20 protein-coding genes are annotated in these 22,800 nt (G+C 69.6%); 13 read left to right on the top strand and 7 right to left on the bottom strand.

Going from position 1 to position 22,800, the window contains the following annotated elements:
- The first annotated feature begins 376 nt into the window (after positions 1-376).
- Positions 377-1,036, top strand: a complete 660-nt coding sequence (locus SLV14N_RS08055) for a bifunctional 4-hydroxy-2-oxoglutarate aldolase/2-dehydro-3-deoxy-phosphogluconate aldolase (RefSeq protein ID WP_263268781.1) — start codon at positions 377-379, stop codon at positions 1,034-1,036.
- 178 nt (positions 1,037-1,214) lie between these two features.
- Positions 1,215-2,042, top strand: a complete 828-nt coding sequence (locus SLV14N_RS08050; RefSeq protein ID WP_263268780.1) for a transporter substrate-binding domain-containing protein — start codon at positions 1,215-1,217, stop codon at positions 2,040-2,042.
- A gap of 45 nt (positions 2,043-2,087) precedes the next feature.
- Here SLV14N_RS08050 and SLV14N_RS08045 read toward each other — a convergent pair whose 3' ends face one another.
- Positions 2,088-2,489, bottom strand: coding sequence for a VOC family protein (locus SLV14N_RS08045; protein ID WP_208680363.1), 402 nt, complete (start codon positions 2,487-2,489; stop codon positions 2,088-2,090).
- A 216-nt stretch (positions 2,490-2,705) separates the two neighbouring features.
- Between SLV14N_RS08045 and SLV14N_RS08040 the strand changes: the two genes are divergently transcribed.
- The 7 genes from SLV14N_RS08040 (at position 2,706) to SLV14N_RS08010 (ending at position 9,700) form a co-directional block, all read left to right on the top strand.
- Positions 2,706-3,482 carry a GntR family transcriptional regulator gene (locus SLV14N_RS08040; protein WP_269470880.1) on the top strand — a complete coding sequence of 259 codons (777 nt, stop codon included), beginning with the start codon at positions 2,706-2,708 and terminating at the stop codon, positions 3,480-3,482.
- A 224-nt stretch (positions 3,483-3,706) separates the two neighbouring features.
- A complete protein-coding gene (locus SLV14N_RS08035; RefSeq protein WP_263268779.1) occupies positions 3,707-4,711 on the top strand; it encodes a substrate-binding domain-containing protein in 1,005 nt (334 codons plus the stop codon).
- Between the two features lie 212 nt (positions 4,712-4,923).
- The gene (locus SLV14N_RS08030; protein ID WP_208687764.1) at positions 4,924-5,907 is read left to right on the top strand and encodes a sugar ABC transporter substrate-binding protein; all 984 of its coding nucleotides are present in this window, start codon (positions 4,924-4,926) and stop codon (positions 5,905-5,907) included.
- Complete coding sequence (locus tag SLV14N_RS08025) at positions 5,904-6,974, top strand: ABC transporter permease (protein WP_109893804.1); 1,071 nt, start codon at positions 5,904-5,906, stop codon at positions 6,972-6,974. The genes SLV14N_RS08030 and SLV14N_RS08025 overlap by 4 nt, the downstream gene beginning before the upstream one ends.
- Positions 6,971-7,780: an ATP-binding cassette domain-containing protein gene (locus SLV14N_RS08020; RefSeq protein WP_208680360.1), complete on the top strand. Its 810-nt coding sequence runs from the start codon at positions 6,971-6,973 to the stop codon at positions 7,778-7,780. Before SLV14N_RS08025 ends, SLV14N_RS08020 begins: the two co-directional genes overlap by 4 nt.
- 229 nt (positions 7,781-8,009) lie before the next feature.
- Positions 8,010-9,131, top strand: coding sequence for an ROK family glucokinase (locus SLV14N_RS08015; RefSeq protein WP_020397769.1), 1,122 nt, complete (start codon positions 8,010-8,012; stop codon positions 9,129-9,131).
- Entirely contained in the window at positions 9,128-9,700 is a 573-nt protein-coding gene (locus SLV14N_RS08010; protein WP_018092827.1) for a hypothetical protein, read from the top strand. Before SLV14N_RS08015 ends, SLV14N_RS08010 begins: the two co-directional genes overlap by 4 nt.
- A gap of 273 nt (positions 9,701-9,973) precedes the next feature.
- Here the strand turns inward: SLV14N_RS08010 and SLV14N_RS08005 are convergent, their stop codons facing one another.
- The 4 genes from SLV14N_RS08005 to SLV14N_RS07990 form a co-directional block, all read right to left on the bottom strand.
- Positions 9,974-11,161 carry a DUF418 domain-containing protein gene (locus SLV14N_RS08005; protein ID WP_263268778.1) on the bottom strand — a complete coding sequence of 396 codons (1,188 nt, stop codon included), beginning with the start codon at positions 11,159-11,161 and terminating at the stop codon, positions 9,974-9,976.
- 429 nt (positions 11,162-11,590) lie between these two features.
- Positions 11,591-12,565 carry an AraC family transcriptional regulator gene (locus SLV14N_RS08000; protein WP_263268777.1) on the bottom strand — a complete coding sequence of 325 codons (975 nt, stop codon included), beginning with the start codon at positions 12,563-12,565 and terminating at the stop codon, positions 11,591-11,593.
- 107 nt (positions 12,566-12,672) lie between these two features.
- Entirely contained in the window at positions 12,673-13,617 is a 945-nt protein-coding gene (locus SLV14N_RS07995) for a VOC family protein (protein WP_263268776.1), read from the bottom strand.
- A 155-nt stretch (positions 13,618-13,772) separates the two neighbouring features.
- Positions 13,773-14,900, bottom strand: coding sequence for an FAD-dependent monooxygenase (locus SLV14N_RS07990; protein WP_263268774.1), 1,128 nt, complete (start codon positions 14,898-14,900; stop codon positions 13,773-13,775).
- Between the two features lie 456 nt (positions 14,901-15,356).
- Between SLV14N_RS07990 and SLV14N_RS07985 the strand changes: the two genes are divergently transcribed.
- On the top strand, positions 15,357-16,496 hold the full coding sequence (locus tag SLV14N_RS07985; RefSeq protein WP_263268772.1) for an ABC transporter substrate-binding protein: 1,140 nt from the start codon (positions 15,357-15,359) through the stop codon (positions 16,494-16,496).
- A gap of 233 nt (positions 16,497-16,729) precedes the next feature.
- Here SLV14N_RS07985 and SLV14N_RS07980 read toward each other — a convergent pair whose 3' ends face one another.
- Both SLV14N_RS07980 and SLV14N_RS07975 read right to left on the bottom strand, forming a co-directional pair.
- Positions 16,730-17,104 carry a hypothetical protein gene (locus SLV14N_RS07980; protein ID WP_263268770.1) on the bottom strand — a complete coding sequence of 125 codons (375 nt, stop codon included), beginning with the start codon at positions 17,102-17,104 and terminating at the stop codon, positions 16,730-16,732.
- A gap of 399 nt (positions 17,105-17,503) precedes the next feature.
- The gene (locus SLV14N_RS07975; protein ID WP_263268768.1) at positions 17,504-17,917 is read right to left on the bottom strand and encodes a MerR family transcriptional regulator; all 414 of its coding nucleotides are present in this window, start codon (positions 17,915-17,917) and stop codon (positions 17,504-17,506) included.
- A gap of 429 nt (positions 17,918-18,346) precedes the next feature.
- Between SLV14N_RS07975 and SLV14N_RS07970 the strand changes: the two genes are divergently transcribed.
- The 3 genes from SLV14N_RS07970 to SLV14N_RS07960 all read left to right on the top strand — a co-directional run bounded on the left by SLV14N_RS07970 (position 18,347) and on the right by SLV14N_RS07960 (position 22,783).
- Positions 18,347-19,852, top strand: coding sequence for a SulP family inorganic anion transporter (locus tag SLV14N_RS07970; protein ID WP_263268766.1), 1,506 nt, complete (start codon positions 18,347-18,349; stop codon positions 19,850-19,852).
- Positions 19,853-20,274: 422 nt separating this feature from the next.
- Entirely contained in the window at positions 20,275-21,978 is a 1,704-nt protein-coding gene (locus tag SLV14N_RS07965; protein WP_263268765.1) for an amidohydrolase, read from the top strand.
- Positions 21,979-22,009: 31 nt separating this feature from the next.
- Positions 22,010-22,783, top strand: a complete 774-nt coding sequence (locus tag SLV14N_RS07960; RefSeq protein WP_208680351.1) for a LuxR family transcriptional regulator — start codon at positions 22,010-22,012, stop codon at positions 22,781-22,783.
- The last annotated feature ends 17 nt before the right edge of the window (positions 22,784-22,800 follow it).

Genomic DNA, 22,800 nt, shown 5'->3' with positions numbered 1-22,800 from the left:
CCGGCCGGCCGTCAGGACAACAGAACAGCAGGGGTGGCGGGCCGAGTGGGCCCGTGACCCGAACCCGCGGCGGCCGGGGTGCACACGCACCCCGGCCGCCGCCGTGCGTGCGCGCTGGATGCCCGCGCTGTGCGCCCCCTCCCACCTCCCTCTTCTCCCCATTCTCGGCAGAAGGGGCGCACGGGGCGCACCCCCGAGAGAGGATTGTCAGTGGCTCCCGGTAGCGTTTCGGTGAAAACGAGGAGCGGGCGGGCATCGGCGGAAAAAGACCATGTGCGGTCAGCTGCTGCGGCACGCCCCGGAAAGTGCCGTATCCGCTGTAGGCCATGGCGAGGCGGCATGGAGCGTCGGAGACAAGGAAGGACGGCGAACTGCCGTGTATCGCTGGGAAATCACCCGGGCCGCACTGGCGCAGCGTGTTTTCGCCATCGTCCGCAGCCGGACCTATGACGAGGCCAGCGCCACCGCCGACACCCTGCTGTCGGCGGGCATCACCAGCCTGGAGATATCCCTCACCACCCCCTTCGCCCTGGAAGCGGTCACCACGCTCACCCGGGAGCTGGGCGACGACGCGGTCATCGGCGCCGGCACGGTCCTTGACGCGGTATCGGCCCGGATGGCGGTCGACGCGGGCGCCCGTTTCCTGGTCTCGCCGAGCCTGGATGTCGAGGTCATCCGTACGGGCCACCGCTATGGCGTCCCGGTCTTCCCCGGGGTGTCGACGCCGACGGAGATGGTCCGCGGTCTGGAGCTCGGGGCGGACGCGCTCAAGCTGTTCCCCGCCTCGGCGCACGATCCGTCCTGGCTGACGGAGGTCCGTGCCGCGCTGCCGCAGGTGCCGCTGCTGCCGACGGGCGGGGTGACGGTCGACAGTGCGCCGGAGTGGATCGCCGCGGGCGCCGTCGCCGTCGGAATGGGCGCGGCCCTCTCCGACGGCGACCGCGACACCGTTGCCAAGCGTGCCGCCGATCTGCTCACCCGCCTTGAGGAAGCCGCCCCGGACCGTCCGACGATCCGGGGTACCGCGGACTTCTGAGAGGGCGGACGGCGCGTCCGGTGCGGAGACTGACGGCGCGTCGGTGCGCCGCCGTCCCGGCCCCTGACCGGCCGTCCCGCCGGCCGGTCAGGGGGTTCACCCGCACCCCGGGCTCTGCCACCCTGAGCACTTCGATCATGCGACCACGCCGCCGCGTAACGGAGTCACAGGAGTCCCCATGAAGCGCGCCGCCACCCTCTCCGCCCTCGCCTGTCTGCTCGCCGTCACCGCCGCCGCCCCGGCGGCCCCGGACACCCCCGCCGCGGCACGAGAAGCCACCACCGCCTCCGTGGGGAAGCAGTCGGCCCTCGACACCGTCCCCCGGCGCAAGGTGCTGCGCGTCTGCACCACCGGTGACTACCGTCCCTTCAGCCACCTCGACCCCGCGACCGGCAAGTACAGCGGTGTGGACATCCAGATGGCCGGGGATCTGGCCAAGAGCCTGGGCGCCAGGCCGCGTTACGTGGCCACGACCTGGGCCGGGCTCGTCGGCGATCTGACGGCCGGCCGCTGCGACATCGCCATGGGCGGAGTCTCGGTCACCCTCCCGCGTGCCCGCTCCGTGTACTTCAGCGAACCCACCCGCACCGACGGCAAGACGCCCATCGTGCGCTGCACGGACAAGGACAAGTACCGGACACTGCAGCAGATCGACCGGCCAGGAACGCGCGTCATCGTCAACCCGGGCGGCACCAACGAGGAATTCGCCCGTGCCCATCTCCACCGGGCCGCCCTCACGGTCCATCCGGACAACACCACGATCTTCGACGAGATCATCGCGGGCCGCGCCGATGTGATGATGACCGACGCCGGTGAGACCCGCTACCAGGCCAAGATCCACCCCGAACTCTGCCCGCTCCACCCGGACAAGCCCTTCTCCTTCTCCGAGAAGGCCTATGCGCTGCCCCGCGGCGACGACGAGTTCAAGGCGTATGTGGACCAGTGGGTACACCTGGCCACCCACGACGGGACGTACCGGAAGTACGAGGACGCATGGATGAAGTAGCGGGCCGGTGGCGGCGCGCCGTTTTGATAGCCGGTGCGCGGCGGCTCAGCCGTCGGTGTCGGTCTCGGCAGCTGCGGAATCCCCGGTGCCGGGCGCCGACGCGCGGTGGCTGAGGACGTTGACGACCCGGCCGTTCGGGTCCTCGACGAAGAAGCGGCGGACGCCCCACTCCTCGTCCTGGAGCGGGCGGACGATCCGCGCCCCGGAGGCCAGGACGGCGGCGTGGACCGCGTCCACGTCGTCGACCTCGATGCTCAGGTCGGGGGTGACGGGGGCGGTCTTGTCGTGGGTCATGAAGATGAGCTGGGCGGTGGGGTTGGCGGGGGAGGCGAGGGTCATGACCCAGCCCAGGTTCATGACCTCCTCGAACCCCAGCAGGCCGTAGAACGTGCGGTTTCCGTCCAGGTCGTCGGAGTGGATGTCGGGGACGACGCGGCGTACGGGCATGGTCGCTCCGTAGGTTGTTGGGTGGCCCGGGAGGGCCCGGTCCGGCGGGCGGTCACGGCCGCCCCGGCAACGTACTCCGGTGTACGGCAAGACCTCATGAGCCCGCGCCCGGTTCCCCGGCCGGGCGGGCAACGGATGGCCCCCGTCACCCACCTTGTCCGGACAATGTGACCTCCGGACTTCCCGTCATCTGCCGGGGCGGATACGCTCGCGAGCGTGGGGAAACGCGAGACAGAACAAGCCCTGGGCGCCGACGGCCCCGTCCAGTTCAGCGTGGACCGGAGCAGTCCGGTCCCGTTGTATTTCCAGCTGTCCCAGCAGCTGGAGGCCGCGATCGAGCACGGCCGGCTGGCTCCCGGCAGCCTGCTCGGCAACGAGATCGAGCTGGCCGGCCGGCTCGGCCTGTCCCGGCCGACGGTGCGGCAGGCGATCCAGTCGCTGGTCGACAAGGGCCTGCTGGTGCGCCGCCGCGGTATCGGCACCCAGGTCGTCCACAGCCAGGTCAAGCGCCCGCTGGAGCTGAGCAGCCTCTACGACGACCTGGAGGCGGCCGGGCAGAAGCCGGCCACCCGGGTGCTGCTCAACACCACGACCGAGGCCGACGCGGAGGTCGCCGCCGCCCTGGGGATCGCCGAGGGGGCGGAGGTCGCGCTGGTCGAGCGGCTGCGGCTGGCCCACGGCGAGCCCGTCGCGCATCTGCGCAACCACCTCCCCGCCGGGCTGATCGAGCTGAGGACCGCCGAGCTGGAGGAGACCGGTCTGTACCGCCTGATGCGGTCCGCCGGGATCACTCTGCACAGCGCCCGTCAGGCCGTCGGGGCCCGTGCCGCGACCGTCGAGGAGGGCGAGCGGCTCGATGAGCCCGAGGGTGCCCCGCTGCTCACGATGCAGCGGACGACCTTCGACGACACCGGGCGCGCGGTCGAGTTCGGCTCGCACGTCTACCGCGCTTCCCGTTACGCCTTCGAGTTCCAGCTGCTGGTACGGCCCTGAGCGGAGCGGGCGGGCCTCACCGCCCCCGAGGGCTGCCGGACCGGTCATCGCGTCCCCCTGAGTGCGGCTGGGCGCGCCTTATTGCCCGGAATATCCCGTTATGCAGGGCCCGCGAGACCCCACTTCGTCAGAATGTTCTGACAAAGTATTGACGTGGCTCCGCGCGCGCCGTTACAAACTCCTCCAACCGCATTCCGGCGGCCGGGAGAAAAGGCGGTCCCACGATGATCGGCGTGCGTACGACTGGCCCCTTCACTGTCCGCAGCGTCGCTGTGCGCAGCGCGGCCGCTTTACTGGCGACCGTCGCACTGGCCACCGGGTGCAGTGCCACCGGCGGCCAGGACGCCCCTGGCGAGGACTCCGGCACCCCGCGCATGACCATCGGCATGGTCAGCCACTCCGGCGACGGCGACACCTTCTGGGACATCGTGCAGAACGGCGCCCAGCAGGCCGCCGCCAAGGGCAAGGTGAAGTTCCTGTACGCCCACGACAAGGAGGGCGGCCAGCAGGCCGCGCTGATCCAGTCGTACATCGACCAGAAGGTGGACGGGCTGATCGTCACCCTCGCCAAGCCGCAGGCCGTCAAGGCGGTCGTCCGCAAAGCCGTGGCGCGGGGCATCCCCGTCATCACCATCAACTCCGGTGGCGAGTTCTCCGCGGCGTACGGGGCGCTCACCCACATCGGGCAGGACGAGTCGGTGGCCGGCCGCGCGGTGGGCGACGAGCTGAACGCGCGGCGGGCGAAGAAGGTGCTCTGCGTCATCCACGAGCAGGGCAATGTCTCGCTGGAGGACCGCTGCGCCGGTGTCCGCAAGGCCTTCCGCGGAACGGTCGAGAACATCGACGTGGACGGCACCAACGCACCGAACTCGCAGTCCTCGATCGAGGCCAAGCTCCAGTCCGACACGTCCCTCGACGCGATCGTCGCGCTCGGTGCGCCGATGGCGGCGATCTCGCTCAAGGCCAAGGAGGAGGCGGGCAGCCGGGCGCGGATCGCGACCTTCGACCTGAACTCCGCCGTCGTCAAGCTGCTCAAGGCCAAGGACCTCAGCTTCGCCGTCGACCAGCAGCCCTTCCTCCAGGGCTACGAGGCGGTGGATCTGCTCTGGCTCCACAAGACCAACGCCGATGTCCTCGGCGGCGGCAAACCGGTGCTCACCGGGCCCGCCCTGGTCACCGAGAAGGACGTACCGAAGCTCACCGAGTACACCGGGCGAGGCACCCGGTGAAGCCACAGGGAAGACGGGACCCCATGAACCGGGACAGATCACCGGTAACGGATACTTGGCCGGTCGGTCCCGGCCGGCCGGTACCGGTTTACCACACCACACAGCGGCCGGCCGGGCCGGCCGGACAGCGAATACAACCAACGCAGCCGACACGGCAAGATCAGCGGGAAGGGCGAGTCCTCGTGGCACGGGTTCGGAGAAGGGGACGCGTCATAGGCGCCGTGCTGGCGGCGGCGCTGGGCGCCTCCCTGGCGGGGTGCAGCAGCACCGGAGGGCTGCGCGCCGAGCAGGAGCGTGCCGCGAAGGCCGCCGGCGGCAAGGCCGCGGTGAACACCCCCAGGTGGACGTTTGCGATGGTCACCCACTCGGGAGACGGCGACACCTTCTGGGACATCGTGCAGAACGGCGCCCAGCAGGCCGCCGTCAAGGACAACATCAAGTTCCTCTACGGGCACGACAAGGAAGCCCAGCGGCAGAGCCAGCTGGTGCAGACCTACATCGACCAGAAGGTCGACGGGCTGATCGTCTCGCTGGCCAAGCCCAACGCCATGAAGGACGTCGTCGCCAAGGCCCGGAAGGCCGGCATCCCGGTGATCACGGTGAACTCCGGCGCCGAGGAGTCCAAGGCGTTCGGTGCGCTCAGCCACATCGGGCAGGACGAGACGGTGGCCGGCGAGGCGGTCGGCGAGGAGCTGAACAAGCGCGGCCGCAAGAAGGCGCTGTGCGTCCTGCACGAGCAGGGCAATGTCGGCCACGAGCAGCGCTGCGACGGCGCCAAGAAGACCTTCAAGGGTGATCTGCAGAAGCTGTATGTCGAGGGCACCAACATGCCCGATGTGCAGTCCTCCATCGAGTCCAAGCTCCAGTCGGACAGCGCCGTCGACGCCGTCGTCACGCTCGGCGCGCCCTTCGCCCCCACCGCCGTCAAGGCCAGGGAGCAGGCCGGCAGCAAGGCCGAGATCGACACCTTCGACCTCAACGCCCAGGTCGCGACCGGCCTGAAGGACGGCACCCTCGGCTTCGCCGTCGACCAGCAGCCCTACCTCCAGGGCTACGAGGCCATCGACCTGCTGTGGCTCTACAAGTACAACTCCGATGTCCTCGGCGGCGGCAAGCCGGTGCTCACCGGACCCCAGGTGATCACCAAGAAGGACGCCGCCGCGCTGCAGGAGTACACGAAGCGGGGGACCCGATGAGCCACACGGACGCACCACCGCTGCAGCCCGCCGGCCCGTCCAAGAGCGGAGGCGACGAACGGCTGCTGCACCGCTCCCTGGCCCGCCGGCTGATGGGCCGCCCCGAACTGGGCTCCGTCGTCGGTGCCGCCGCGGTCTTCCTCTTCTTCTCGATCGCCGCCGAGCCGTTCCTGCGGGCCTCCAGCCTCTCCACCGTGCTCTATGCGTCCTCGACGATCGGCATCATGGCGGTGCCGGTGGCACTGCTGATGATCGGCGGGGAATTCGATCTGTCGGCCGGTGTCATGGTCGTCAGCTCGGCTCTGATCTCGTCGATGTTCAGCTACCAGATGACGGCCAACACCTGGGTGGGGGTCGGGGTGTCGCTGCTGGTCACCCTCGCCATCGGGGCGTTCAACGGCACCCTGCTGACCCGTACGAAACTGCCCAGCTTCATCATCACGCTCGGCACCTTCTTCATGCTGACCGGCCTCAACCTCGGCTTCACCAAGCTGATCAGCGGCACCGTCTCGACGAAGACCATCGCCGACATGGAGGGCTTCGAGTCGGCCCGCACGCTCTTCGCCTCGCATCTGACCCTGGGCAGCGTGGACATCCAGGTCACCATCCTGTGGTGGCTGGCGCTGGTCGCGGTTGCCACCTGGATCCTGCTGCGGACCCGCGTCGGCAACTGGATCTTCGCGGTGGGCGGTAACGCCGACGCCGCACGGGCCGTGGGTGTCCCGGTCACCAAGACCAAGATCGGCCTCTACATGGGCGTCGCCTTCGCCGCCTGGGTTTCCGGACAGCATCTGCTGTTCTCGTACGACGCGATCCAGTCCGGCGACGGCGTCGGCAACGAGTTCCTGTACATCATCGCCGCGGCGGTCGGCGGCTGTCTGATGACCGGCGGCTTCGGCTCGGCGATCGGTGCCGCCGTCGGCGCCTTCATCTTCGGCATGGCCAGCAAGGGCATCGTCTACGCGCAGTGGAATCCGGACTGGTACAAGTTCTTCCTCGGCGCGATGCTGCTGCTCGCCACACTCCTGAACGCATGGGTCCGCAAGCGGGCGGAGGAAAAGGCATGACAGCGCTGGTCGAGCTGACCGACGTCAGCAAGTACTACGGGAACGTCCGGGCCCTGGAAGGCGTCTCGCTGGAGGTGCACGCGGGCGAGATCTCCTGTGTGCTCGGCGACAACGGCGCCGGCAAGTCCACCCTCATCAAGATCATCGCGGGGCTGCACCGGCACGACGCCGGCTCCTTCACCATCGACGGTGAGGAGACCGCCCTCTCCTCACCGCGCGAGGCCCTGGACCGCGGGATCGCCACCGTCTATCAGGACCTGGCCGTCGTCCCCCTCATGCCGGTGTGGCGGAACTTCTTCCTCGGCTCCGAGCCGACCACCGGCACCGGCCCCTTCAAGCGGCTCGATGTCCGCACGATGCGCGAGACCACCCGCAGCGAGCTGCTGCGGATGGGCATCGACCTGCGCGATGTCGACCAGCCCATCGGCACCCTCTCGGGTGGCGAACGGCAGTGCGTCGCCATCGCCCGCGCCGTCTACTTCGGTGCCAAGGTCCTCGTCCTGGACGAGCCGACCGCGGCGCTCGGCGTCAAGCAGTCCGGCGTCGTCCTCAAGTACGTCGCGGCCGCCCGGGACGCCGGGCTCGGCGTGGTGTTGATCACCCACAATCCGCACCACGCCTATCTCGTCGGCGACCGCTTCGTGCTGCTCAAACGGGGCACGATGGCTGGCAGCCACGCCAAGTCGGAGATCGCGCTGGAAGAGCTGACCCGTCAAATGGCGGGCGGCAGCGAGCTGGAACAGCTCAGCCATGAGCTGGCCCGCACCGCGACCCCGGAATTCCCCGGAGGTCACCGGCCCGAGTGATCTCCACCGCGCCCCGCGCAGGCTTCCCAGCCGCGCGGGGCTCGTTACTCTCCGTCGCGGTGCGCGGAACGGTGCGGGTGATGCACAATCGCAGCGAACCAGCACATCGAGGCCCCGGCCTCCCGAGACCCGCAGGGACGAGACGACTCTTGCGAGCACACAGCCGCCGCATGGGGGTACCACCCACGCCCACCGGGCAGTGGGGGAGTACCGGCGAAGAGGTGGGTCGATGAGCATGTACCGGGACCGGGTGCACCGAGGATCCGCCGGCGCCACCGTGCTGCGCACGGTCGGCACCCGCGAGCGGCGCTCGCATCTGACCGCCCCCCGGGTGCCCACCGTCGGTATCGACATCGGCGGCACCAAGGTCATGGCGGGCGTGGTCGACGCCGACGGCGCCATCCTGGAGAAGGTCCGCACCGAGACGCCGGACAAGTCCAAGAGCCCCCGGGTCGTCGAGGACACCATCACCGAGCTGGTGCTCGACCTCTCCGACCGGCACGACGTCCATGCGGTGGGCATCGGCGCGGCCGGCTGGGTCGACGCGGACCGCAGCAAGGTGCTCTTCGCCCCGCATCTGAACTGGCGCAACGAACCCCTGCGCGACCGGCTCGCCGGCCGCCTCGCGGTGCCGGTCATGGTCGACAACGACGCCAACACCGCCGCCTGGGCGGAGTGGCGCTTCGGCGCCGGCCGCGGCCAGGACCACCTCGTCATGATCACGCTCGGTACGGGTATCGGCGGCGCGATCCTGGAGGACGGCGCGGTCAAGCGCGGCAAGTACGGCGTGGCCGGTGAATTCGGCCATATGCAGGTCGTCCCCAGCGGCCACCGCTGCCCGTGCGGCAACCGCGGCTGCTGGGAGCAGTACAGCTCCGGCAATGCGCTGGTGCGCGAGGCCCGCGAGCTGGCCGCCGCCGACTCCCCGGTCGCGTACAACATCATCGAGCGGGTCGGCGGCCGCGTCGGTGACATCACCGGACCGCTGATCACCGAGCTGGCCCGGGAGGGCGACGCGATGTGCGTCGAGCTCCTCCAGGAGATCGGCCAGTGGCTCGGCGTCGGCATCGCCAACCTCGCCGCCGCCCTCGACCCGTCCTGCTTCGTCATCGGCGGGGGCGTCAGCGCCGCCGACGACCTGCTGATCGGCCCGGCCAGGGACGCCTTCCGGCGCCATCTCACCGGCCGCGGCTACCGTCCCGAAGCCACCATCACCAAGGCCCAGCTGGGCCCCGAGGCCGGCATGGTCGGCGCCGCCGACCTGGCCCGCCTGGTGGCCCGCCGCTTCCGGCGCGCCAACCGGCGCCGCGTCGAGCGCTACGAGCGCTATGAACGGGCCGGCCGCCGATGACCGACACCGATCTGCACACCGTGCACGACGACCACCACCCGTCCACGCCGCCCCGCGCCAAGCGCCGCCGCCCGGTGCTGATGGCGCTGATCATCTTTCTGCTGATCGCGATCCCGGCCGGCTATATCGTCATCTCCGCCGAGCAGAGCCGGGACAGCGGTGAGGGCAAGGAGCTGGAGGCCGCCGCCACCGGCCTGACCAACGCCTTCCCCTCCAAGGTCCAGCAGCGGATCTACAACGTCCCGGTCCCGGTCGGCTCCACCCCGGTCTACTACTACGAGACCAACTCCTGGCAGACCAGCTCGCTGTTCGTGCAGTTCCGGACCAACGAGTGGGGCCTGGAGCACTATCTCGCGGCGGTCGGCACCAGCACCGCAGCCCTCAAGAAGGACCAGAAGACCATCCCGCCCGGACAGGCTGCCAAGGTCGGCTGGGACCTCAACACCGACGGTCCCTGGGCCGGCACGACGACCACGGACCGGGCACCGCACCCCAACCAGCGGATCATGGTCAGCTACGACGAGCCGGGGCACCCGGTGGTCTACACGGTCTCGACCGTGAAGTTCTGAACGGGCACCGGGCCCGGCCGCGGCCGCCTTCCGGCATCGGGTGCGTACCGGTTGCGTACCCGTTCCGACGCCGTCGGCCGCCGGTTTCCGGCCCGGAGGACGGCCCGGTTCGGGCGGCGGCCCTGCGCCTGCCCGGGGCGGACCCGACGCCGCTGGGGGCGGCCACCCCGCTCGGAAGCCCACGGGCCCCCTTCGGGGAGTTCTCGGACACCCGCAGCCGGCCCCCGGACGGGAGGGCTCCTGAGTGGGAGAGCCCCGGCCGGGCGGGCCGGCTCAGCGCCGCAGTGCCCACTTCTGCACGGATTCCAACGGACCGGTGGAGAACCGGCGCAGCCATAGCGTGGAGCCCACCATGAGGACAGCGCACACCCCGGCCCACAGCCCCATCACCCACCAGGGGCGGCCCGTGTCTCCCCAGCGGGTGGCGAGGCCGAGTCCGATGCCATAGCAGAGCAGCATGCACAGCAGGTTCTGCAGCACGTACGCGGAGAGAGCCGTCCGGCCGACAGAGGTGAGGCCGGTGGTGAACGGGCCCGGGCGGCGCATCCGGCTCACCACCGCACCGATCAGAGCGATGTACCCGACGGCCATCAGCGGAGCGGCACAGTACCGGTCCAGCAGGATGAAGTCCCTGCCGCCCACGGCGGTCGCGGCGGTGAGCGGTGCCCCGAGGCCCAGGCCCCAGCCGAGCATCCGCGCCCGGATCCGCCGGCCCGTCCCGTCCATCGCGAACGCGCCGGCCCGGAACAGCCGTACCCCGAGCAGGAACAGAAAGACCATGAGCCCGAAGGAGAGCACCGGCTCCAGGCGCAGCGCGATGGCGGTCTCCAGCCGGAACGCGATCTGCTCGGGGTAGCTTCCGTGCGCGTACAGGTCGACGATCCGCCGGGACACGCCGCCTCCGCTGCCGTCTTGGTTCCGGCCCACCCCGACCAGCAGCGCGGTGAGCGCACACATCAAGGCCAGGTGCAGCCCGGCCGCCCACCCCATGACGCGCCGTCGTGTGCGTTCCGACCGGGCCAGCAGCCAGGCGACGAGGAGCGCGGTGACCGCGTAGCCCATCAGGACGTCCCAGGCGAAGACGAGGACGAAGTGCACGGTGCCCTCGGCGAACAGGAACAGCGCCCGCCACCGGTAGCGGCCCGGCCAGGGCTGTCCGCGCCGGGCGGCGGCGTCGAACTGGATCGCGAGGCCGACCCCGAACAGGATCGTCAGCATCGAGAAGGACTTGCCGTTCGCCACGAGCTGGAACAGGCTCTCGGCCGCCGCCGGTACGGACCCGTATCCGGCGTGCCCGGAGCCGCTCTGCAGGAACCCCCACTCGGCGCCGGGACCGGCGAAGACCCAGACGTTGGTCATCAGCGTGCCGAGGATCGCGGTTCCGCGCAGTACGTCGAGCAGGGGGAGCCGGCCACCCCCGGTTTCGGAAGAATGGGTTGGTGAGGGCAGTGTCTGGGTCATGCCTTCATCTTCGGTGCGGCCCGGCCGGTATTCCTCGTGAGTGCAGACGAAATGCAATACATCGAAAGATGCACCCGCGGGGAGAAGGATTCCCTCTGTGGTCGGACAGGCGTGGACGCTTTCGCAATTCGTTCGCCCCGACATCTTGTCCCTGTCCGAACCTCGGTGATCCGGCGGCAAACTTGGAAGGGCGCTGGAATCGTCCGCCAGGCTAATGAACCGCGTCGAAGGCTATTACCCCGAACTCGTGAAATGCACAGAACAAGCCGCCGGTGAAATACGCGGTCGTGACCAGACCCGCTTCAAGGGAATCAAATGCGCCCTGTCCCTCAGCCTGGAAGGGGATACGGACGAATGGCCATCCATACAGAGTCGTGACCCGCGAAGGGGTATGGGACCAGGTTTCCTTCGTTCCGCAGGAGGCCCGGGTTACCTTCGGGCCGCGGTGTCGGAGGGGAGTTCGGCGAAGCGGTCGCGATACGCGCTCGCGAAGCGGCCAAGGTGGGAGACGCCCCACCGGTAGGCGATCGCGCCGATGGGGTCGGTGGAGGCGAGGATGTCCGCACGGATCCGGTCGAGCCGCAGGTTGCGGACGTAGGACAGGGGCGAGAGGCCGAGCCGGTTGCGGAACGCCGAGCTGATGGTGCGAGGGCTGCAGTGGGCGGCCTGAGCGATGTCACTGAGGCTGATGTGCTCGGTGAGGTTCGCCTCGATGAACGCGAGGGCTGCGCGCACAGCACGCGGGTGGCCGGGTGGAGGACCGTCGCGCAGCTCGGCCGTGTGCGAGTGCGGCTGGGCCAGGAGCAGGGCGGTGACGATGGACCGCAGCTGGCTGCGCTGCACGTCCGGGCGCTGGAAGAGGGGGTCTCCCGAGTCCAGCTGTTCGAGGAGGGAACGGACCAGGAGCCGCACCGCCCGGCCCTTGGAGGTGGCCAGGTCCAGGGCGAAGTCAAAGCGTATGGGGGACAGCGGCGGGTGCCCGGTCAACGCACTGAACTCCTGCTCGACCAGGGCGGCGTCGATGCGCAGCCCCAGGAACCGCGTCCCGCGGGCACGCACGGGCCGCAGCTCCTGGGAGTCTCCGGGGTTGACGACTCCCGCCGTCGACTTGTCCAAGGTCGCCCGCAGGCTGCCGCGCGCTGCCGAGATCGCGCCGGAGACGCCGATGTTGACGAAGTAGGACCTGCGGCCCTCGGCCGAGGCGACGCGCACATCGAGCGGCGAGGCGAAGTAGCCCACTGCGAAGTCGTGGGCGGCCACGCCGCGCAGTTCGTGATCTCCGCTGCACAGGCCGTCCAGCGGCGATGTGGCGATGGAGCCGCCGAAGAGCAGGGTGGCGGCGTTCAGTAGGTCGACGGGGTTCCGGGATTTGCTGATGAGGTAGGTGCGCAGTGGCTCCGGCACGGCGTTCACCTCCCTTGGTGCGTCCGCCGCGGTGCTGTGGAGCGTATGTGGCGGGCGGGCGGCCCGAGTCCGGCGTCAGTGTCTCAGCCATGGTTCTGCGGGCGCGCTCACATCGGTGGGGCGACTAACAGCCCCGGGTCCACGTCATTGTGGGACTTGACGGCGATGAACTCGTCCATCTCGTTGGCCGTGCCCCACTGATCCGCGTTGGCGGGGTCGCGCAGGTCGTAGATGTGGGGGTGCCAGGTGTCCTCGTCCAGGATTTCCAGCTCGGTGGTGTACTCGACGGTGTTGCCGGCCCGGTCGAGGAAGTAGCTGAAGGAGTTGTCACCGGCACGGTGCCGCCCCGGCCCCCACAGCCGCTCGATGCCCATGCGCCGCATCCGGCCGGTGCCGCGCATGAATTCGTCGATTCCGCGCATCTCGAAGGAGGCGTGGTGGAGGGCCGCGTGCGGCCCGCGCACGATGCCGAAGCTGTGGTGGAAGGTGTTGCACCGCAGAAACCACATGATCTCGCCGCGGCCGCCAAGGCACATGGTGTCCGAGAGACGGAACCCCAGGTGCCTGATGTACCAGGCGACCGTGGCCTCGGGGGTGGGGGAGTTCATCAGGACGTGGGAGAGGCGCACGGGGGTCGGCTCGCGGGCCTCGATCCTGCGGTGCCGGCGCGCCGCGACGTCGGCGGAGACCTCCACCACGCGGCCCTCGTTGTCGAAGAAACGGACCGCGTAGCCGCCCCCGGGTGTGTCCAACGGCTTCGGTTCGTGGACCAGCCGCACGCCCCGCGCGATCAGCTGTGCGGCCAGGGTGTCGACATCGCGAGCGCCGGCAGCGCCGAAGGCGATCAGGTCGGTGCGCTTGTGGGCGTCCTCGCGCAGTCGCACCACGTACTGCTCCGGGGAGCCTTCGGCTGCCAGGAACGAGACACCGGTGTCACCGGCGGTCTCCGTCAGCCCCCACAGCTCGGTGTAGAACTGACGCTGCTCGGCGAAGTTCGGCATGGCGACATCGATGTGCCGCAGGTGGGTGATCAGACTGCTGCTGTTGCTCATGGTGAACTCCCTTGAGGTGCGCTGGTCAGCTCAGTCGTTCGGTCGGCTCAGTCGTCCTGTGATCCAGCCGGGGACGGTGGGCGGCAGCACGGGCCCCTCGCCCACGGGGCGGCCAGGGAACTCCCTGGTCTCGTAGGTCACTTCGCGCCGGATGGTCAGGCGGGCTCGGCCATGAGCCGGTGACCGGCATCCGTCAGCGGATACGCTTCGCGATGGCGCTGCGCATGTTCCAGCCCGGCGATCGCCACCGAGGTCTCCACGAGCGTTCGGCACCGCTGCCTGCGCCGGCTCACGAACGCTTCAAGCCCCGCCCCGACCGATCTGTGCCGCTCGAGCTCTTTGGCCAGCACAAGCCCGTCCTCGATGGCCAGAGCCGCGCCGCTGGCCATCTGCGGTGCGGGCGCGTGCGCGGCGTCACCGATGACGACGCCGCTGCCCCGGCTCCAGGCGCCCTCCAGGAACGCAGTCAGCACCGGGCGGCGCACCACCGACTCCGACACGGACACCAGAGGGCGGATCTCCTCCACCCGGCCCGGGAAGGCTTCCAGTATCCGCTGCAGGCGCGGGGCGAGTTCGGCCTCGGGCAGGACGCTCTGCTCCACTCCGTTCTCCGTCAGGAACACGTACGCCTGGCTGACCGAGATGGGCACGAGGCCCGCCGTGTCGGCCTTCCCGGCAAACTGGTGGATCCCGGTGGCCCACTGCGGACGGGGCACCAGAGCCCGCCAGACCATCTGCCCGTGATAGTCGAGCGCGGTCTCAAGGCCCAGCAGGCTCCGCGTCGATGAGCGGATCCCGTCCGCGCCCACCAACAGCGCGACCTGCCGGACTGTCCCGTCCGACAACTGCACGCGGACCAGCTCCCCCTCCTGGTCCACCGCCGTGACGGTCAGCCCCTGGTGTACGACGACGCCGCGCTGCCCGGCTTCCGCGTGCAGGATGCGGTGCAGCACGGGGCGCGCCATGCCGGCCATCGCCGGTCGCCGCGCACCGATCAGGCGCGGTAGCCGGGCCTGGCCCGCGGGTTTGCCGTCCACGTCCACGTGCGTGATCACGCTCATGCCGTAGCCCTCGGTCAGACAGTCGTCCGCGAGACCCAGCTCGGCCAGCGCGCGCAGCGCAGGACCGGTCAGGCACAACCCCCAGCCGGAAGTCGCCCTTGACGGGTTGACCTCAGCGATTTCCACCTGCCACCCCGCGCCTGCCAGGGCAGTGGCCGCTGTCAGACCAGCGACGCCCGCGCCCACGATCATGGCCGTACGCGCACCGCGATAGCTGTTCATGTACGCCTCCAGAGCACCTGATTTCTTCGAAACCGTAAGGTCCGTCGGAGTTCCGCCTTATCCGAATCAGGCGGCGACCATCCGCTGTCCGCAATCGACTACCGGATCGGCGACTGCATCCGGTGTCGAGGCGTCGATGGGGAGGTGGCCCGAGAGATGTTCCACCTGGTCCGGCCCGCACCCGGACGCCCCCGGGACGGCCAGGACTCTCGATCGCGCAAAGTGGTTTACTGAGTGCGCAGCGTGATCGGCGTGGATGAGGTGCCGTGACACCTCCTTGCGTGCCGCAGATGTGCAGGAATGGCCGCCAAGAGTTTCGAAGATGTTACGGACCAGACATCGACAGCGTGCCTACTATGGCCAACTTGTTCAGACGAGTTATTCGCCCAAGTTCTCACCCCCCACGCGAATCCCGTGTGTCCCCTGTGTCCCCTTGTGTACCCCTCTGGAGAGACCGTGACCGAGATCCTGCCGAGATCCGTCGTCCTCACCGGCGGCCTCGTCGCCGCCACACTCGTCCTCAGCGCCTGTGGGGCGTCGACCAACGCCGACGGAGAGAGCGCGGCCACCGCGATCACGGCCAAGGACTTCGGGGGCATGGACGCGCTCGTCAAGGCAGCCAAAGAGGAAGGCACGCTGAACGCCATCGCGCTTCCCCGCGACTGGGCCAATTACGGCGCGCTGATCGACGGCTTCGAGAAGAAGTACGGCATCAAGGTCGTGGTGGAGAACCCGGACGGCGCCAGCCAGGACGAGATCAACGCGGTCACCTCCCGCAAGGGCCAGGACCGGGCGCCCGACGTCCTCGACCTCGGCAGCTCCTTCGCGTACAGCGCCGCCCAGAAGAATCTGCTCGCGCAGTACATGGTCGCCGATTTCATTGACATCCCAGACGGCCAGAAGGACTCGATGAGCCGCTGGTACAACGGCTACGGCGGCTATATCTCCATCGGCTGCGATGCCAATCGCGTGAAGACCTGTCCGACCACCTTCAAGGAACTGCTCAAGCCGGAGTACAAGGGGCTGATCGCGCTCAACGGCAACCCCACCAAGTCGGGTTCGGCCTTCGGCAGTGTGTACGCGGCCGCCCTCGCCAACGGTGGCTCCTTCGACTACATCCAGCCCGGCCTCGACTTCTTCGCCAAGCTCAAAAAGAACGGCAACTACACGCCCGTCCAGTCCACCTCGGCCACCATCACGAAGGGCAAGACGCCGATCGTCCTCGACTGGGACTACCTCAACGCCAGGTACAGCGACGAGTTCAAGAGCAAGGGACTCGACTGGCAGGTCACGGTCCCAGAGGACGGCAAGTTCTCGCAGTACTACTCGCAGGCCATCAACGAGGAGGCCCCGCACCCGGCGGCCGCCCGACTGTGGCAGGAGTACCTCTACAGCGCCGAGGGCCAGAACCTCTGGCTCAAGGGCTACGCCCGCCCGGCTCTGATGGCCGCCATGGAGGAGGACGGCACGCTCGACAAGACCGCGGCCGCCAAGCTGCCGAAGGTCTCCGGCACGCCGAGATTCCCGACCGAGTCGCAGCTGGGCCATGCCAAGGATGACATTGCCCAGGGCTGGGGCAAGGCCGTCGCCAGATAACCGCGACTCTCACCAGGGCCGACGCGGTGCCCGCCGTATCTTCGGAGCGGCGGCGCCGCGCGGCCGGCTGGTGCCCGCGCATCTCAGCGGCGTCCCACTGGCCTTCGCCTTCATCGGCCCCCTCGGCACCATGATGCGCTTGTGGTGGCCCGGGTCAACGGAGAGGGCTGGGCCCCGAGGGAGCTCGTGCAGCCCTCCCCATGTGTGTCCGTGTCAGCCGGGGCCGCCCGACCTCAGCGGTCCTCGCAGGCAAGTGTCAGGCACAGCATCAGCACCTCGTAGGGGCTGCGCGTGCTCTGCGTGGTGGTCGTCTCCTCGGAGTCCGCGACGAACCGCCACTGCGACGGCTGGGCGTGCTTGGTCTCTCCCTTCTTCTCCACCTCGACGTGGAGTGTGCGGGCCTGTGGATCGTTCGTCTCGACGAGCACTTCGTCGCCGCCGACCGAGAAGTGGTCGTGTAACAGAACCAGACCGAACCGGTCCAGGTTGCCGTGCTTCTCCAGCACGGCCTTGATGTCCCTGGCGAACTCCGCGTCCTGTGGGCCGAGCGGTTCTGCGTCTTCGAAGCGAGGAAGGTTGTGCGATGTGCGGCCGGTCTGCGTAGGCATGAGGCTCTCCCTTCGACCGCACTCTGCGGTCTCAACACACCATAGGCAAGGGTGAGTTGCGGCAGAAGTACCCGACGGCGGCAGGAATCCGACGCGAGCCGGGCGGCGCTGCGGGGACTCAACGCCCACGCCGGGGTGACGAAAAGGCGGCACGGCAGGCCACCCGCATCCCCCTGTGCCTGCCGGCCCATCGAACCCGGCAGCTCACCGACCCGATCCAGGACCTGGAACGCCGCCTGGCCCGGCTCGCGGAGCCCGGAGCGCCTGTGCGGCGAGGCATCCTTCGCCGCGCTGTGCGGAGTCAGCCTCGTCGAGCGCTCCTCGGGCAGTCGACCACAGGCCGGCGCCACCACACCGGCGGCTCAACCGGGACGCGGGCCGCCTTGCCGAAGGCGCCGCTCAGGAGCCGACGGCGGGGGCGATCTGCTCCAGCCGGGCGCGGAGAGTGGACGCGAAGTCTTCGGCGCGGGTCAGTTGGACGCGCAGGTCTTCGATCTTCTGGGCGGCGGCCTGCTCGTATTCCCGGACGCGGTCGAGGAGGGCTTCCCGCTCGTCGGTGTCGACATCCCCGCCGGTGTCGAGGCGGTCGGTCGCCTCAAGCAGATCGCGCATCTGGTCGAGGGTGAAGCCGAGCGGCTTCATACGGCGGATGACCAAGAGGCGGGCGACGTCGGTCTCGGTGTACAGGCGAAAGCCGCCCTGGGAGCGGGCGGAGGGGACGACCAGTCCGGTCTCCTCGTAGTGCCGGATGGTGCGCAGGGACAGTTCGGTCCGCGCGGCGACCTCGCCGATCTGCATGTGCTTGCTGTCCACGCCCGTGCCCTTCTCGTCCCGGTGCTGTCACACCCCGTGCGGCGGCACCTCAAGCCCTACTCTAACGTTAGGGTAGAGTTGCTGACGTCAGGGGCGGACCGTGCCGCCCTCGGCCACGTGACGTGCGGGGAAGTGAGAACCCCGCCCACTGCCGTGCCGGGGCCGATGTCGTCCCCGGCGAAGACCCGAGTTCTGCAGGAGCGAGCGTGCGCGTGTCCATGGTGCCCGGCGCCGCTGCCTGCCCGCCGTGATGTTTCGTTCCTGACGCGAGCGCGGCCGTACGTTGCGCGGTCGGCGTCGTGTGATCCGCCTGACCGCTTCCGGCCCGCCGTGAGGGCCGTCCGCGGGGTGCCGGCCCGGTGTCCCGCATCCTCTTGCATGCCCTGGTCTGCCGATGGGTGTGCCCGAGCACGACAGGTTTCTCTCGTCTTGTCTTCCTCCGTACTGTCCCCGGCCGCGTGGCTGCGCGGTTCCCGACGTCCGTCCTGGTTCTCGCCGAAGGTGCTGCGTACCGAGGTGCTGGCCGGTCTCGTGGTCGCCCTGGCGCTGATCCCGGAGGCGATTTCGTTCTCGATCATCGCCGGGGTTGACCCGGCGGTCGGTCTGTTCGCCTCGTTCACCATGGCCGTGACCATTGCGATCGTCGGCGGTCGCCCGGCCATGATCTCCGCGGCCACCGGTGCCGTCGCCCTGGTCATTGCACCGCTCAACCGCGAGCACGGCTTCGGCTATCTCGTCGCGGCGGTCCTTCTTGCCGGTGTCCTCCAGATCGTCCTCGGCGCGCTCGGGGTGGCGAAGCTGATGCGGTTCGTGCCGCGCAGCGTGATGGTCGGTTTCGTCAACTCCCTGGCCATCCTGATCTTCATGGCGCAGGTGCCGGAGATGATGGACGTGCCTTGGGCCGTCTATCCGCTCATCGCCGCCGGCCTGGCGCTGATGGTGTTCTTCCCGAAGGTCACCAAGGTCGTTCCGGCGCCGTTGGTGTCGATCGTCATCCTCACCGTCATTACGGTGGCTGCGGGTATCGCGGTGCCGACCGTGGGGGACAAGGGCACCCTGCCGTCCTCGCTGCCGGTCCCGGGCCTGCCGGATGTGCCGTTCACCCTGGACACGCTGACGACCGTCGCCCCGTACGCGCTCGCCATGGCGTTGGTGGGTCTGATGGAGTCGCTGATGACCGCCAAGCTGGTCGACGACATCACCGACACCCGTTCCTCCAAGACCCGTGAGGCCGTCGGCCAGGGCATCGCCAACATCGTCACCGGTTTCTTCGGCGGCATGGGCGGCTGCGCGATGATCGGCCAGACGATGATCAATGTGAAGGTCTCCGGGGCCCGTACCCGCATGTCCACGTTCCTGGCGGGCGCGTTCCTGATGGTGCTGTGCATTGTCTTCGGCCCGGTCGTCTCCGACATTCCCATGGCCGCGCTCGTCGCCGTGATGGTGATGGTGTCGGTGGCCACCTTTGACTGGCACTCCATCGCGCCGAAGACCCTCAAGCGGCTGCCCGCCGGGGAGATCACCGTCATGGTGATCACCGTCGGGTGCGTGGTTGCCACCCACAACCTCGCCATCGGCGTCGTCGTCGGCTCCCTGACCGCCGTGGTCATCTTCGCCAAGCGCGTCGCCCACCTCGTCCATGTCACCGCCGTGACCGACCCCGAGGGTGGCAGCGCCGTCTACTCGGTGACCGGTGAGCTGTTCTTCGCCTCCTCCAACGAACTCGTCGGCCAGTTCAACTACGCCACCGACCCCGACAAGGTCGTCGTCGACCTGTCCGCCGCGCACATCTGGGACGCCTCGTCGGTCGCCGCCCTGGACGCCATCGAGAGTAAGTACGCCCAGCGCGGCAAGAGCGTCGAGATCATCGGCCTGAACGATCCCAGCGCCGACCTCCACGGCAAGCTCAGCGGTGAACTCGCCGGCGGCCACTGACACCACCGCTCCGTGCGACGGCCGCCCGGGAACCACCAGGTCCGGGGCGGCCATTGCTACGTCTTGGAGTGCTCGCTTCCCGCGGACGGCTGCCGGACTCGCTGCTGCGCGTACCGGGCTTACGGCTCGCCGACGGCCACCCGTGCGCTCGGTGCCACGATCGGGACGCGAGGCTCCGTCGCAGCCGGCCCCCGATCGCCCAAGAAGTCGATGACCGGAAGCGGCGATGCACAAGTGCTCACCTCGATACCTCCCCCGGCTCCTCAGGCTGCTTGCGCCGGGAGCCGGCTGGCCGTCAGCTGCCACTGCGAGAGCGCGTATCGGTGGGATGACCGATGTGCGGGGGGCGGGGGCCTGGTCATAGTCCTCGGGAGATCGTTCGCGGGTGGCCGTGGTGCGCCCGGTTTTCGAAAGGAACTTCTGTGGACACGTATGCGGATCTGGTGTTTCTCGGTGGCCGGGTGGTCACGGTCGATGCGGAGTTCTCCGTCGCCTCGGCCCTTGCGGTGACCGGTGGGACCATCAGTGCCGTCGGTGGGCGGGACGACATCGCGCCGCTCGTCGGACCCGACACCCGCGTCGTCGACCTGCGGGGGGCGACGCTGCTTCCCGGTATCAACGATTCCCATCTGCACGGATGCGCCTTCGGCATGGCGACGCCGCCGCTCTCCCTCGACCTCGGCCATCCAGCCGTGTCCTCCCTCGCGGACGTGGCCGAGGCGGTACGGGAGGCCGTCGGGCGGGTTCCGGGCGGGCAGTGGATCACGGGGCACGGCTGGGACACCGGTTACCTCGACGAGTGCGTCTCGGATCCGTCGCGGCTGCCCTCGCGGCGCGATCTCGACGCCGTGAGTCCTGACCACCCCGTCGTCCTGTACTCCTTCTCCGGGCACGCCACCTGGGTCAACTCCAAGGCGCTGGAGCTCATCGGGATCGACCGGCACACCGTCGCGCCGCCCGGCGGGGCCATCGTCACGGACGAAGCCGGGGAGCCGACCGGGTTGCTCCATGAGGGCGCCCAGGCCCTCGTCCAGAACGCGCTGCCGCCGCTCAGCCGGCAGGAGCGGACCGACGCGATCAGGTCGACCCTCGCCACGCTCGCCCGGCTCGGCGTGACCAGCTACACCGAGCCCGGGCTCGGCCCCGGCGGCGACGGCATCATGCGCGGCGCGCTCGGTGCGGAGACCCTCGACGTCTACCGCCGGCTGCTGGCCGACGGCGAACTGACCGCCCGCCTCGGCGTCCTGCTCCTGCCCACCGGAATGGCGAGCACCGCTGAGGAGTTCGCCCGCACCCTCACCGCCCTCGGCGAGTCCGGCGACACCGATCCGCGCCGCCTCGCGATCCACGGAGTCAAGATCTTCGCCGACGGCATCGTCCCCAACAAGACGTCCTGGATGCACGAGCCGTACGTCGGCGGCGGCTGCGGCTCCCTGTGTGTCGGCGGCGAGACCGACGACGAGCGGATCGCCGAGATCGACGCCATCATCCGGCACGCCCACGTCGCCGGGCACCAGCTGGGCGTCCACGTCACCGGCGACCGGGCCTGCGACACCGTCTCGGACGCCTTCGCCGCGGCGATGGCCGAGCACCCGCGGTCCGACGCCCGCCACTACGTCATCCACGGCGACTTCCTCACCGCGCACAGCATGAAGGTGCTGGCCGCGCACGGCTTCGGCGTCAACATGAACCCCACCATCAAGTGGACCGTCGCCGACATGGAGGAGGAGTTCGTCGGCGTCGGCAGGGCCGCGTACGCATGGCCCTACCGCGATGCCATCGACGCCGGAGTGCGGGTCGCGAGCGGGTCCGACGCCCCCGTCACGTACCCGGACTGGCGCCAGGGCGTCGCCACCATGGTGCTGCGCGAGTCGAAGGCGGCCGGCCGGGTCAGCGGCCCCGAGCAGCGCATCGGCCTGGCCGAGGCGATCCGTACGTACACGATCGACGCGGCCTGGCAGGACTTCGCCGACGACTGGAAGGGCTCCCTGGAGCCGGGCAAGGTCGCCGACCTCTGTGTGCTCGACGGGGACCTGCTCACCGCCGACCCCCATGACATACCGGAGATGCCCGTCGTCCTCACCGTCGTGGACGGGCAGGTCGTGCACGACACCCTTGGCGATTGACGTATTCCGGGCACATGATCATCCTTGGGGGATGGCGGCGAAGCGGAGCACGGCGGACATCCTGGACGCGGCCGTCCATGTCCGTGAGGCCGCCAGGAGTGCCACGAGCGGCGCGACCGGCGTCGGCACGGTCCTGGCGGCGCTGTCGGAGGTGATGGAGTACGACCACGCCTCCCTGGCCCGGTGGGATCCGCTGCGCAGGCGCCACACCACCCTGGCCGGGAGCTACCCGGACGACGTCACGGCCTACATCGAGACCCGCCTCCACCACGACCCGGTGTTTCCCGTGCTCCGCAGCCCGGCCCGAGGCGGTCTCTGGCTCAGGGACGTCCCCTGGCAGCTCCTGGCGACATCCCCGGGATTCCAGGAGGTGCTGTGTCCCCTCGGCATCGAGGACGGCGTGGCCCAGTGCCTGTTCGCCACCGACGGCCGGTACGTCGGCATGCTGAACGTCAGCACCCGCCGGCCGCGGCGCGCGCCCGATCCGGCGCGCGCCGCGGTCACCCTGCTCACCGAGTCCCTCGCCGCGGCCGTCGACCCCCGCTCGGGCCCCCCGCCCGAGGAGACCGCCGCGGCCGACCCCGCCGCGGACGCGCGGCGGCCTGGCGGACTCTCGCCGCGGGAGCTTCAGGTGCTGGCTGAACTGACCGCCGGCCGCACCAACCGGGAGATCGCCGAGCGGCTGTACATCACGCCGCGCACCGTAGGGACCCACATCGAGCACATCCTCGCCAAGCTCGACCTCCCCAACCGCGCGGCCGCCGCCGCCCGAGCCGCCGCCTGGGGAATCGAACTCTCCCGCTGACGCGAGCCCGGCAGCGC

It is taken from the genome of Streptomyces sp. Je 1-4 4N24 (genome assembly GCF_026239515.1).
GTDB lineage: Bacteria > Actinomycetota > Actinomycetes > Streptomycetales > Streptomycetaceae > Streptomyces > Streptomyces nigrescens.
This window is presented reverse-complemented; position numbering and strand designations above follow the sequence as displayed.

Coding starts and splice junctions, on each gene's coding strand:
- SLV14N_RS08035 (WP_263268779.1), top strand. CDS start 3,707: ATGATCGGCGTGCGTACGACTGGCCCCTTCACTGTCCGCAGCGTCGCT.
- SLV14N_RS08045 (WP_208680363.1), bottom strand. CDS start 2,489: ATGCCCGTACGCCGCGTCGTCCCCGACATCCACTCCGACGACCTGGAC.
- SLV14N_RS07990 (WP_263268774.1), bottom strand. CDS start 14,900: ATGAACAGCTATCGCGGTGCGCGTACGGCCATGATCGTGGGCGCGGGC.
- SLV14N_RS08005 (WP_263268778.1), bottom strand. CDS start 11,161: ATGACCCAGACACTGCCCTCACCAACCCATTCTTCCGAAACCGGGGGT.
- SLV14N_RS07995 (WP_263268776.1), bottom strand. CDS start 13,617: ATGAGCAACAGCAGCAGTCTGATCACCCACCTGCGGCACATCGATGTC.
- SLV14N_RS07960 (WP_208680351.1), top strand. CDS start 22,010: ATGGCGGCGAAGCGGAGCACGGCGGACATCCTGGACGCGGCCGTCCAT.
- SLV14N_RS08010 (WP_018092827.1), top strand. CDS start 9,128: ATGACCGACACCGATCTGCACACCGTGCACGACGACCACCACCCGTCC.
- SLV14N_RS08015 (WP_020397769.1), top strand. CDS start 8,010: ATGAGCATGTACCGGGACCGGGTGCACCGAGGATCCGCCGGCGCCACC.
- SLV14N_RS08020 (WP_208680360.1), top strand. CDS start 6,971: ATGACAGCGCTGGTCGAGCTGACCGACGTCAGCAAGTACTACGGGAAC.
- SLV14N_RS08050 (WP_263268780.1), top strand. CDS start 1,215: ATGAAGCGCGCCGCCACCCTCTCCGCCCTCGCCTGTCTGCTCGCCGTC.
- SLV14N_RS08025 (WP_109893804.1), top strand. CDS start 5,904: ATGAGCCACACGGACGCACCACCGCTGCAGCCCGCCGGCCCGTCCAAG.
- SLV14N_RS07980 (WP_263268770.1), bottom strand. CDS start 17,104: ATGCCTACGCAGACCGGCCGCACATCGCACAACCTTCCTCGCTTCGAA.